Here is a 12,394-nt window from a genome sequence, read left to right on the forward strand (position 1 = left end):
CCTTTTATCAGTGGTTACAGTCCGGACCGTGTACGTGACCGTCTTCGTCATCGCCCAGGTCTGCCGGTTCCATTTCCAGTTGCAGACTTACGAGGTTAGTTGCCAATGGACGCAGCAACAGGTTGGCGTATTCGGCATCGCCCTCTTCAACGTCAACACCGATCAGCAACTGGCCACGGCCGTCTTGCTGAATCCACAGCTCTTTGCCCTGCCACATGACCGCGACGCGGGTGCAGGAAGTTTCCAGCTGGGTGCCGTCGGTATCTTCAAGGATCAGCTTCAGGGTATCGGTCATTATTCAGCTCTCATTTGCAGGTGACGTTGCGCGCCCGGGGCGAAAAAACCGCAGGCACGCACGTGTTCAATTGATCTGGAAGGGGTAAACCGCGCCCAGTTTAAGGATTTGCGTCAGTTCATCCAGTGCCGTACGGCATTCAAGCAACAATTGCGGGTCTGCCAGATCGCTTTCACGCAAGGCATCGCGGTAGTGCTTGCTTACCCAGCGGGTCAGCGTGTCGTACAGACCGGGGGTCATGATAACCCCTGGGTTGACGGCCGCCAGCTCAGTTTCATTAAGGGCAACCCGCAGCCGCAGGCACGCCGGGCCGCCACCGTTCTGCATGCTTTGCTTGAGGTCAAACACCTTGACCTCGCGGATCGGCCCGCCCGCGGCCGTCAGCCCTTGCAGGTACTGCCAAACGCGGGGGTTGCTGCGGCACTCTTCGGGCACGATCAACAACATCGAGCCGTCAGCGCGACTGAGCAGCTGGCTGTTGAACAGATAAGAGCGCACCGCATCCTCTACTGCCACCTGATCACGGGGCACGCTGATCGACTGGAAGTTGCCACCGCGGGCCGCCAGTTTGCCGTGCAGTTCGGCCAGCATCTGTTCGGTGTTGAGGAACGCATCCTGGTGATGGAACAACAACTCGCCATTGCCCACTGCGATCACGTCGTTGTGAAACACCCCTTGATCGATCACGGACGGGTTTTGCTGGGCAAACACTACGCCCTCTTCGCTCAAGCCGTGCAGACGCGCCACGGCTTGCGAAGCTTCGAGGGTCTGGCGGGCCGGGTATTTTTGCGGCGCCGGGTAGCGGCTGTCGAACGCACTGCGCCCGTATACAAAAAACTCCACCCCCGCCTCGCCATACTCCCGGCAAAACCGCGTGTGGTTGGCGGCCCCTTCATCGCCGAATTGAGCAACCGCCGGCAACGCCGCGTGGTGCGCAAAATGCTGCTGATCGGCAAACATCGCCCCCAGTACACGGCTGGTGGTCGGATGCTCGATGCTGCGGTGGAATTTGCAGTTGAGGTTGGCGGCGGTGAAGTGCACCCGGCCGTCTGCCGTATCAGCGCTCGGGCTGACCGTGGCCGCGTTGGCCACCCACATGCTCGACGCCGAGCAACTGGCGACCAGCAATGGCATCGCTTCCTTGGCGGCACGCTGGATGACCTGCGCATCGGTGCCGCTAAAACCCAGGCTGCGCAAAGCGCCGACATCAGGACGCTCTTGAGGCGCCAGCACACCCTGGACAAAGCCCATGTCCATCAGCGCTTTCATTTTTTCCAGGCCCTGCAGCGCGGCTTCCTTGGGATTGGAGGCCTGCTGGCTGTTGCTTTGGGAAGCGACGTTGCCAAACGACAGGCCGCCATAGTTATGGGTCGGCCCCACCAAACCGTCAAAATTGACTTCAAAGGACTTCATCAGCGAGGCTCCGGCAAACGGTTGTAATAGGCATGAATCAAAATTCTGGGGCTAACTGGCCAGCTCCCACAGGAATTGACGCTTCAGGACATTCGCACGCCTGGAGTCAACGCCGCCGGCAACGCCAGGGTCGGTGTCTCCAGGGAGGCAACCGGATACGCGCAATAGTCAGCGGCGTAGTAGGCACTGGCGCGATGGTTGCCCGACGCCCCGATACCGCCAAACGGTGCACTGCTGGCTGCGCCTGTCAGCTGCTTGTTCCAGTTCACGATCCCGGCCCGGCTTTGCAGCCAGAACTGCTGATAACGCGCTTGGGAGTCAGACAACAGGCCTGCAGCCAGACCGAACGCGGTGTTGTTGGCCTCGGCAATCGCTGCGTCGAAATCGGCGTAACGAATCACTTGCAGCAGTGGCCCGAACAGCTCTTCATCGGATCGGTCACTGACCTCTGTGACGTCAATGATGCCCGGAGTCAACAACGCGGCATTGGTGTTCGGCTGAGTCATTTCCAGCAGCGCCACAGCGCCTGAACCCAGCAAGACTTCCTGAGCATCCATCAGGGCCCGGGCAGCACCCAAGGAGATGACCGACCCCATGAACGGTGCCGGCTGCTGATCAAAAGCACCCACTTCAATGCTCTGGCTGACCTCAACCAGACGCGTCAACAGGCTGTCACCCCAGGCACCTTGCGGGACCAGCAAGCGCCGGGCGCAAGTGCAACGCTGCCCGGCCGAGATAAAAGCCGACTGAATGATGGTGTACACCGCAGCGTCCAGATCGGCCACCTGATCGACCACCAGCGGGTTATTGCCGCCCATTTCCAGGGCCAGGATCTTGTCCGGACGACCGGCGAACTGCTGATGCAGCGCATTGCCGGTGCGACTCGAGCCGGTGAAGAACAAACCGTCTGTGCCCGTATGGGCCGCCAGGGCGATACCGGTTTCGCGCGCGCCCTGCAGCAGGTTCAACACACCCGCCGGCAAGCCGGCTTCGATCCAGCACTTGACCGTCAGTTCGGCAACCGCGGGCGTCAGCTCGCTGGGTTTGAACACCACGCTGTTACCGGCCAGCAAAGCCGGAACGATATGCCCGTTCGGCAAATGGCCCGGAAAGTTATACGGACCAAATACCGCTACCACTCCGTGCGGCTTGTGGCGCAGCACGGCGGTAGCATCGCCCAGCGGGCCGCTCTTCTCACCCGTACGCTCGCGATAGCTTTGTACCGAGATTGCCACCTTGTTGATCATGCTGGTGACTTCGGTGGCCGACTCCCACAGGGGTTTGCCAGTCTCTTCACCGATGCAGCGCGCCAGTTCATCGGCGTGACTCTTGAGGCTGGCAGCGAACGCTTCGAGTACGCTCAGGCGCTCCTCGAAAGAACGCGTCGCCCAGGCCGGGAAGGCCTCGCGCGCAGCCTTCACTGCAGCATCGACTTGCCCAGCATTGGCACCCTTACCTGCCCACAACACCTGCTGGGTGACCGGGTCCAGCGATTCAAATGCTTCGCCCTGCCCGTTCTGCCAGGCGCCTGCGATATACAACGTGCTCATTATTTCGACTCCCGTGGGGCCACTGGTTGGGCCGACAACGCAACCGCGCGGACTTGATCGCCAGCAGTCAGTTGCAAGCGTCTGGCGGTCAATTGATCGACCACCAGCGTGCCTGCGGCCAGACGCGCCGGTGCCGCCGTAATACGACACTCTTCGCGCTTGCGGTTGTGGATCAGGTAAGGCGTGGCATCGTCACCCGGGGTGCCGATGGCCAGCACCAGTGCTTCACTGTCGCGTACAGCGCGGATCTTGCTGGTTTCGCACTCAACCGCCGGGCCTGCGTCGAAAATGTCGACGTAACCCTGGTAGCTGAAACCCTCGCTTTTAAGCATGTTCAATGCAGGTTCAGTGTGGGTATGCACTTTACCGATCACGGCACGGGCATCTTCAGACAGGAAGCAGGTGTAGACCGGAAACTTGGGCATCAACTCGGCAATAAAGGCCTTGTTGCCGACGCCGGTCAGGTAGTCGGCCTGGCTGAACTCCATTTTGAAGAAGTGCCGGCCCAGGCTTTCCCAGAACGGCGAGCGGCCCGCTTCGTCGGACATGCCACGCATTTCAGCAATGATCTTGTTGCCGAACAGCTCAGGAAATTCGGCGATAAACAGCATCCGCGCCTTGGCCAGCATGCGGCCGTTGAGGCCGGTACGGTAATCGGCACTGAGGAACAGGGAGCACAGTTCAGAGTTGCCGGTCAGATCGTTGGCCAGAAACAGGGTCGGGATTTCACGATAAATATTCAGCTCCTGGGAGGCGCTGACTGTCAGCCCCACCCGGAAGTTGTACCAGGGTTCGCGCAGACCTACAGCGCCGGCAATGGCAGAAATGCCGACCACCTTGCCTTCGTCGTTTTCGAGCACAAACAGGTAGTCCGCATCACCACGCCCGGCTTCGCCACGGAAGGTTTTTTCAGCCCAGGTGACACGGTGCAACAGGCGCTCTTCATTGGCCGGCAAGGTCGTCAGGCCGGTACCAGTGCTGCGGGCCAACTCAATCAGGGCCGGTAAATCGCTATTGCGTACAGGACGAACGATCATGCTATCTCCTCAGACGGGGCTCGCTGACGAACCCCGCGAAACTCGCTAAACGCGTTAAACCGCCACCACTCGTACGCTGGCACCTTCGCCAACACCGAGTGCTTCGGCCGCTTCCAGATCCAGCATGACCGGCTTGCCCGGTGCCCAGTCGAGCTCCAGCAATACCGCGCGGTAATCCTGCAACTGGGCGTTGGCCACCAGATACTGACGACCGCCGCCTTTGACTGGCGCCCCGATCTTGACCGGTACAACACGGCTCTGAGCAATCGAGCGAATGCCTGAAACCCGCGCATGCAGGGTCGGGCCGCCGTCGAAAATATCGATGTAGTGATCGGTCTCAAAACCCTCGCGCATCAGGATGTCGAAGGTAATCTGCGCCCGCGGATGCACTTGCCCCATCGCCTCTTGCGCGGTGTCAGGCAGCAATGGCACGTAAATCGGGTAATGCGGCATCAGTTCAGCGAGGAAAGTACGGCTTTTGAGCCCGCACAGGCGCTCGGCGGCGGCGTAGTTCAAATCAAAGAAGTTGCGGCCAATGGCGTCCCAGAACGGCGAGTCGCCGTTTTCATCGCTGTAACCGACGATCTCGGTGACCACCGAATCGGCAAAGCGCTCAGGGTGATTGGCCACAAACAGCAGGCGTCCGCGGGAGTTGAGCTCGGACCAGGCCGAACCCACCCATTCAGGAAGCACATAGAAGCTGGTCAGCAGGCTATTGCCGGTCAGGTCATGGCACTGCGACAACACGTGAATCTTGTTGTGAATCTTCAGCTCGCGGGAGGCGTGAACGAAGGTCTCGTTACGAAAGCTGTAGAACGGCTCCGAGTAGCCGGCCGATGCCACGATGGCCGAGCAGCCCACCAGCTTGCCGGTAGCGGTATCTTCGAGAACGAAGAAATAGCTCTCCTCGCCGTTGAAGCTGACTTCAGCGGCAAACGAAGTTTCAGAGGCAGCGATCTTGTCGCGCAGACGTTCGATATCGTCCGGCAGTGAAGTGACACCAATCGGGCTGTCCGCAGCCAGACGCTGTACCTCGCCCAGATCAGCCATTTGCGCAGGGCGCATCACCAGCATGGTGTCACTCCTTAATCCTTGAACAACACAGAAGAAAATACCGAACCTGCCCCCTGCAGGAGCGAGCTTTGTGGAAACACGATGAAAAGCTCGCGAGCAAGCTCGCTCCTACAGGGGTTACGGTTCAGCATATAAAAGAGTCAACGCCTGAAAAACCAGGCGTTGAAATCACGATCAGGCTTGCGTCAGCTTTTGTACGGCGCGCTCGAAGCGGTTCAGACCTTCTTCAATATCGGCCTCTTCAACCACCAGGCTCGGGGCGAAACGCACCACGTCCGGACCCGCCTGCAAAATCATCAGATTTTCTTTCTCGCAGGCGTTGAAGATGTCTTTAGCCTTGCCTTTCCAGGCATCGCTAAGAACACAACCAATCAACAGGCCCATGCCACGTACTTGCGTGAAAATGCCATATTGCTGGCCGATTTTTTCAAGGCGGGTTTTGAACTGGTCATGTTTGGTCTTCACACCGCTCAACACTTCAGGGGTGTTGATCACGTCGATGACCGCATTGCCCACCGCGCACGCCAGCGGGTTGCCGCCGTACGTAGTGCCGTGAGTACCGACAACCAGATGCTTGGCCAATGCTTCAGTGGTCAGCATGGCAGCGATCGGGAAACCGCCGCCCAGGCTCTTGGCGCTGGTCAGGATGTCGGGGGTCACGCCGTAGTGCATGTAGGCAAACAACTCGCCAGTACGGCCCATGCCGGTTTGCACTTCGTCAAACACCAGCAACGCATTGTGCTGATCGCACAGTTCGCGCGCGCCTTGCAGGTAAGCCTGCTCGGCCGGGAGCACGCCGCCTTCACCTTGAATCGGCTCCAGCACAACAGCGCAGGTCCTGTCCGAAATAGCCGCTTTCAAAGCGTCCAGATCGTTGAACGGGACATGGGTGATGCCGGTGATTTTCGGCCCGAAGCCGTCGGAGTACTTCGACTGGCCACCCACGTTTACGGTGAACAGCGTGCGCCCGTGAAAGCTGTTGAGCGCAGCGATGATTTCGTATTTCTCGGGGCCAAAACGGTCATGCGCAACACGACGGGCCAGCTTGAAAGCGGCCTCGTTGGCTTCTGCGCCGGAGTTGCAGAAGAACACCCGCTCAGCGAATGTCGAATCCACCAGTTTTTTGGCCAGACGCAATGCCGGTTCGTTGGTGAACACATTGGATACGTGCCATAGGGCGTTCGCCTGTTCAGTCAACGCGCCGACCAGTGCCGGGTGTGCATGACCCAGAACGTTAACGGCGATGCCGCCTGCGAAGTCGATCAGTTCTCGGCCCGCCTGATCCCAAACCCGGGAACCGGCACCGCGCACAGGAATAAAGGCAGCAGGTGCGTAGTTAGGAACCATGACCTGGTCGAAATCGGCGCGTTGCACCGGGGCTTGCTCAACGGACATCGGAGTCTCCTGAAGAGGATCGCCTGCCTAGACTGGCAAGCGATGGGGGGATTGTAAGGACACGCGGAGGGCAAGCCTTGTCGCCAAGCGACAACTTCTTACAGCGTCCAACCACGATTTTTCAAGGCTTGCGGCAATGCGACATATTCCGTCACAAAGGCGCAGTTTAAACGCTGGGCCGTATTTTCGGCAGCACCAACACGCTGTGATTAATCGTCATGGTGCGTGATGCCCTCAGGCAAACCGAAGCTGCTGGATTTCAGCCGCGCTCGGCAGGTGCCGATGACAACTCAAACGGGCTGCTGCTGCGACGTTGATTGCGATCTTCCCGAGGCGTTGCGCCAAAGAAGTTGCGATAGGCGCTGGAGAAATGCGGCCCCGATGAAAAACCGCACGACAGGCCGATCTGGATAATCGACTTGCTGGTTTGCATCAGCATTTGACGGGCCTTGTTCAAACGCAACTCCAGGTAGTACTGGCTCGGAACGCGATTGAGGTACTGCTTGAAAATCCGCTCCAGTTGCCGGCGAGACACGCACACGTGCTGGGCAATCTCGTCTGTGGTCAGCGGCTCTTCAATATTGGCTTCCATCAGCAACACGGCCTGAGTCAACTTGGGATGGCTCGACCCCAGGCGGTTTTGCAGAGGAATGCGCTGGCGCTCGCCGCCTTCACGAATGCGCTCTACTACCAGCTCCTCGGAGACCGCGCCCGCCAGCTCGGCGCCATGGTCACGGGCCAATACTGCAAGCAACAAATCCAGCACCGACAAGCCGCCACAGGCACTCAGGCGATCGCGGTCCCAGTCAAACAAATGGCTGGTGGCAATCACTTTAGGGAAGCGCTCGGCAAAGTCATCCTGCCAGCGCCAGTGCACAGCCGCACGATAACCGTCGAGCAAACCTATTTGCGCCAGCGGATAAACCCCGGCGGACAGACCACCAATCACACAGCCCGCGCGCACCAATTGCTTGAGCGCGCTGCTCAGGGCCGGCGCGATGGTGGTCGGCGGTTCGTCCGCCAGCAAAAACAACTTTTGGCAGCCTTCCAGCTTGCCGGTCCATGGTTCACCGGGCAGCTGCCAGGCGCCTTCGATCGCAGGTTCCGCCTGCAAAAACAGCAACTCGTAAACAACGTCAGGATGCACGCGCTGAGCAACACGCAACGCTTCCTCAGCCAGCGCCAGAGTCAAGGCTTTGGTACTGGGCCAAATGAGGAAACCAATTCGATGGGCGGTCATAGCGTGCTATCCGGAACGAAAACAGGAGAAAAACCAAATGCGCCAACACCCAGCCTGGGCCAGCAGCGCGAAACGCGGAGCATGACCTATTTTGGTGCACAGAGGCAGTCTTAAAGCTGCAGTTATTTAAGGCTGCCTGACAGGAACTGCTGCAAACGCTCGCATTGCGGGTTTACCAGTACTTCACGCGGATCACCGCTTTCTTCAACGATGCCTTTGTGCAGAAACACCAGCTGGTTGGACACTTCACGGGCAAAGCCCATTTCGTGGGTCACCACAACCATAGTCCGCCCTTCGAGAGCCAGATCCTGCATCACTTTCAATACATCGCCCACCAGCTCAGGGTCGAGGGCTGAAGTCGGCTCGTCAAACAGCATGACTTCAGGCTCCATCGCCAGCGCCCGGGCAATGGCCACGCGCTGCTGTTCGCCACCGGACATATGCCCCGGGTAGGCATCCTTGCGATGGGACACGCCCACTTTGTTCAGGTAATGCTCGGCTTTTTCCCGCGCTTGGGCCTTGGACATGCCCAGCACATGCACCGGCGCTTCCATGATGTTTTCCAGCGCAGTCATGTGCGACCACAGATTGAAATGCTGAAACACCATCGACAGGCGTGAACGCATACGTTGCAGTTGCTTGGGGTCAGCGGCCTTGAGCGCGCCGTCCTTGTTGGCAATCAGCTTGAGTTCTTCGCCATTGAGCAGGATTTTGCCCGCATGCGGCTGCTCAAGCAGGTTGATGCAACGCAAAAAGGTACTTTTCCCGGAACCACTGGAACCGATGATGCTGATCACATCGCCTGCCTTGGCGGCCAGCGAAACGCCTTTTAGCACTTCGTGACTGCCATAGCGTTTATGCAGGTCTTGGACTTCAAGCTTGTACATGTTGTCGGTTCTCACAAAAACAGTCAGTCGTTGAGCAAGCGCCCGTGACGCAGAGACTCACGCCCTGCCACTTTAGCCAGCCAGAAACCGGGTTGGGCATAACGCAGTCGCTCAACGGCAAATAACACGCCGGCCGTGCCCGCGCATACCGTACTGACCCGGTCAGATAAAGGATCAATCACTTCAAACAGCGGCTCGCCGGCTTCAACCCAGGCGCCCGCCGGACGTAAAAAACTCACCACACCGGGGTGCGGTGCATACAACAGTTCGGTGCCTTCAAACGGCATGCCTTCGCAGGCCTCGTGCTGCGCAGCTGGCCAGTCGCCCGTAATCAGGCCCTGCTCGGCCAGGAATGCCAGGATACCTTCTGCATAAGCCTCGGCCTGCGGACGCCCGGTGTCGGGCTGCCCGCCCAATTCCAGGGTGGTCGCCATACAGGCCAGGGGAATCTGCGCATCGGTGAACTGGCGCTGCAAGCGTAGCCACGGTAACGAACAGGCCTCATCGAACGAGCTGCCGCCCGAGTCTTCGGCCAATAATCCAACCCTCATGTTCAGGTGCGCGGCCAGCGAGCGCCACTGCGGCCAATGCTGAGGCAGGGCGTACATGTGCAATGCCGCTTCGGCATCGCAATGCAGATCAAGCACGATGTCCGCATTACAGGCATGGCTCAACAGGACCCGCTGCATGCCCTGCAACTGGCTTGTAGCCGGTGGCAATTGCTCCAGCACATCCAGCATCACCTGACGGATCAGCCGGATATTGGCATGGGGGTCATCACCCAGTTGCCCTTGCAGCGCAGCAACCACAGGAGCGCTCAACTCAGTGAAATCACGGTTGAAGTTCTTGCCGCTGCCGGACTCAAAACGCCCCTGATGGTTGCCTTGCAGCAACTGGCCCAAGCCCAGCGGGTTGGCCACAGGCACCAGCTCGATCACGCCGTTCAGGGCGCCCCTGGCTTCAAGTTCCACCAGGCGCTTTTTCAGTTCCCAGGCGCAGCGCATGCCCGGTAACTCATCGGCATGCAGGCTGGCCTGAATATAGGCTTTACGCTCGCCAGTGCCGAAACGAAACACCGTTAACTGGCGTTCGGTTCCCAGGCTGCTCCACGGCAGTACATGATCGATGCGCTCCATGGGTCAGGCCTTGCGCGGGGCCATGTAGCCCAGCCAGCGGCGCTCGGCCAGTTTGAACAGGCGCACCAGAATGAACGTCAGGCACAGGTAGAACACACCGGCGGTGATATAGGCCTCAAACGGCAGGTAGTACTGCGCGTTGACGGTCCGTGCGGCCCCCGTGATGTCGATCAGGGTCACGATGGAGGCCAGACTGGTGGTCTGCAACATCATGATCACTTCGTTGCTGTACTGCGGCAGCGCCCGGCGCATGGCCGACGGCAGCAGGATACGGCGATACATTTTGTAGCGCGACATGCCCATGGCCTTGGCCGCTTCGATCTCGCCATTGGGTGTGGCCTTGAGGCTACCGGCAATGATTTCAGCGGTGTAGGCGCTGGTGTTGATGGCAAACGCCAGACACGCACAGAAGGTCGCACTGGACAGCAGCGGCCACAGGAAGCTGTCACGCACTGATTCGAACTGAGCCAGGCCGTAGTAGATCAAAAACAGCTGAACCAGCATCGGCGTGCCGCGAATCACATAGGTGTACAGCCAGGCCGGGAAGTTGACCCAGGAACTCTTGGAGACCCGCATCAACCCCAGCGGTATGGCCACCAGCAAACCGAAAAACAGCGAGATACCCAGCAGCTTCAGGGTTTCAAGCAGCCCGCTCAGGTACAGCGGCATGCTGTCCCAAATGACGTTGTAGTCGAAGATCATAGATCAGCCGCCCTTACGCCTACCGAGTAGCGCTTCTCAAGTTGTCGCAACGCCAGCAGCGAAACACTGGTCAGCACCAGGTACATCGCGGCCACGGCCAAAAAGAAAGTAAAGGGTTCGCGGGTGGCATCCGCCGCCTGCTTGGCCTTGAACATCATGTCTTGCAAGCCGACCACCGAAATCAGGGCCGTCGCCTTGGTCAGTACCAGCCAGTTATTGGTGAAGCCCGGGATCGCCAGGCGGATCATCTGTGGCACCAATACCCGGAAAAACACCTGAAAACTGCTCATGCCATACGCCATGCCCGCTTCGGCCTGACCTTTGGGGATGGCCATGAAGGCACCGCGAAAGGTCTCTGACAGGTACGCACCAAAGATGAAGCCCAGGGTGCCAATACCCGCAGCCAATGGGTTCAAGTCAATGTAATCGTCATGACCCAGCATCGGCGCAACGTTGTTCAGCAAATTCTGACCGCCATAGAAAATCAGCAGGATCAACACCAGATCGGGTATCCCGCGGATAACCGTCGAATACAAATCGCCCAACCAGGCCAGCCAGCGCACCGGCGACAGGCGCAAGGAAACACCGATCAGACCTAGAACAATGGCCAGGGCCATGGACGACAAGGCGAGCTGAAGCGTCAGCCAAGCGCCATCGAGGATGACAGCCCCGTAGCCTTTCAACATGATTCAGGTCCTCGAAAATTAGGATGAAAAAATGGCGCAAACTTCAGAGATCCTGTTGCTTGCGCCATTTCGGACTTACCGCTGCGACGGTTTACTTGGCTTCTGGGCCGTAAATATCGAAGTCGAAGTATTTGTCCTGGATTTGCTTGTATTTACCGTTGTCACGAATAGCCGTGATCGCGGTGTTGATCTTGTCTTTCAGCTCTTTGTCGCCCTTGCGCACCGCGATACCCACGCCGTCACCAAAGTATTTGACGTCGGTGAATTGCGGACCCACGAATGCATAGCCTTTGCCAGCCGGGGTTTTCAGGAAACCGTCATTGAGCAGCGTGGCGTCGGCCACGGTGCCATCAAGGCGACCGGCTTCGATGTCCAGGTAGATTTCGTTTTGCGAGCTGTAAGGCACGACGGTTGCGCCTTTGGGTGCAAAGACTTCCTTGGCGAAACGGTCGTGAATCGAACCGCGCTGCACGCCGATTTTCTTGCCCTTGAGCTCGTCAAGACTGTCGCTGACCACAGCACCGTCCTTCATCACCAGACGCGCCGGAGTGAGGTAGTACTTGTTGGTGAAGTCGACGGACTTTTTGCGGTCTTCGGTAATCGACATCGAGGACAGGATGGCATCGATCTTGCGCACTTTAAGTGCCGGAATCAGACCGTCGAATTCTTGCTCGACCCACACACATTTGACCTGCATCTGCTCGCACAGAGCATTACCGATGTCATAGTCAAAACCTACGATGCTGCCGTCCGGCGCCTTGGAGGCAAACGGAGGATAGGCGGCTTCAATACCGATTTTCAGCGGTTTTTGATCAGCGAAAGCCTGCAGGGACAGCACGGACAGTGCCAGGGCGCCAAGAAGCACGAGTTTCTTCATCTTAGGACTCCATCGGTAAAGGGCAATAAATGCAGAATGAGCGTTAGCCCAAGATGCGGAGGTTAAACCGGGAATGCGGCGCCACGTCCTACTGGCGTTATG

Annotated in this window: 12 protein-coding genes; all 12 read right to left on the bottom strand. The window is 58.7% G+C overall.

Translation table 11 applies throughout. The annotated features are described in order from the left end of the window. Positions 1-7 precede the first annotated feature (7 nt). On the bottom strand, positions 8-295 hold the full coding sequence (locus tag AOC04_RS14460; RefSeq protein WP_003440880.1) for a hypothetical protein: 288 nt from the start codon (positions 293-295) through the stop codon (positions 8-10). Between the two features lie 66 nt (positions 296-361). Then, complete coding sequence (gene astB / locus AOC04_RS14465) at positions 362-1,708, bottom strand: N-succinylarginine dihydrolase (protein ID WP_060694486.1); 1,347 nt, start codon at positions 1,706-1,708, stop codon at positions 362-364. Positions 1,709-1,791: 83 nt separating this feature from the next. Further along, entirely contained in the window at positions 1,792-3,261 is a 1,470-nt protein-coding gene (gene astD / locus AOC04_RS14470) for a succinylglutamate-semialdehyde dehydrogenase (RefSeq protein WP_171970612.1), read from the bottom strand. Beyond that, positions 3,258-4,295 carry an arginine N-succinyltransferase gene (astA, locus tag AOC04_RS14475; RefSeq protein WP_060694490.1) on the bottom strand — a complete coding sequence of 346 codons (1,038 nt, stop codon included), beginning with the start codon at positions 4,293-4,295 and terminating at the stop codon, positions 3,258-3,260. The genes astD and astA overlap by 4 nt, the downstream gene beginning before the upstream one ends. A gap of 54 nt (positions 4,296-4,349) precedes the next feature. Further along, the gene (gene aruF, locus AOC04_RS14480) at positions 4,350-5,369 is read right to left on the bottom strand and encodes an arginine/ornithine succinyltransferase subunit alpha (protein WP_060694493.1); all 1,020 of its coding nucleotides are present in this window, start codon (positions 5,367-5,369) and stop codon (positions 4,350-4,352) included. 174 nt (positions 5,370-5,543) lie between these two features. Further along, positions 5,544-6,764, bottom strand: a complete 1,221-nt coding sequence (locus AOC04_RS14485) for an aspartate aminotransferase family protein (RefSeq protein ID WP_060694496.1) — start codon at positions 6,762-6,764, stop codon at positions 5,544-5,546. A gap of 259 nt (positions 6,765-7,023) precedes the next feature. Next, a complete protein-coding gene (gene argR, locus AOC04_RS14490; RefSeq protein ID WP_060694498.1) occupies positions 7,024-8,004 on the bottom strand; it encodes a transcriptional regulator ArgR in 981 nt (326 codons plus the stop codon). A gap of 122 nt (positions 8,005-8,126) precedes the next feature. Next, positions 8,127-8,891, bottom strand: a complete 765-nt coding sequence (locus AOC04_RS14495) for an ABC transporter ATP-binding protein (protein ID WP_060694501.1) — start codon at positions 8,889-8,891, stop codon at positions 8,127-8,129. A 23-nt stretch (positions 8,892-8,914) separates the two neighbouring features. After that, a complete protein-coding gene (locus tag AOC04_RS14500) occupies positions 8,915-10,027 on the bottom strand; it encodes a succinylglutamate desuccinylase/aspartoacylase family protein (RefSeq protein WP_060694504.1) in 1,113 nt (370 codons plus the stop codon). Positions 10,028-10,030: 3 nt separating this feature from the next. Further along, complete coding sequence (locus AOC04_RS14505; protein WP_060694506.1) at positions 10,031-10,729, bottom strand: ABC transporter permease; 699 nt, start codon at positions 10,727-10,729, stop codon at positions 10,031-10,033. After that, on the bottom strand, positions 10,726-11,415 hold the full coding sequence (locus AOC04_RS14510; RefSeq protein ID WP_060694509.1) for an ABC transporter permease: 690 nt from the start codon (positions 11,413-11,415) through the stop codon (positions 10,726-10,728). The genes AOC04_RS14505 and AOC04_RS14510 overlap by 4 nt, the downstream gene beginning before the upstream one ends. A 91-nt stretch (positions 11,416-11,506) precedes the next feature. Then, on the bottom strand, positions 11,507-12,292 hold the full coding sequence (locus AOC04_RS14515) for an ABC transporter substrate-binding protein (RefSeq protein WP_060694511.1): 786 nt from the start codon (positions 12,290-12,292) through the stop codon (positions 11,507-11,509). Between the last annotated feature and the right edge of the window lie 102 nt (positions 12,293-12,394).

It is taken from the genome of Pseudomonas versuta (assembly GCF_001294575.1).
Taxonomy (GTDB): Bacteria; Pseudomonadota; Gammaproteobacteria; order Pseudomonadales; family Pseudomonadaceae; genus Aquipseudomonas; species Aquipseudomonas versuta.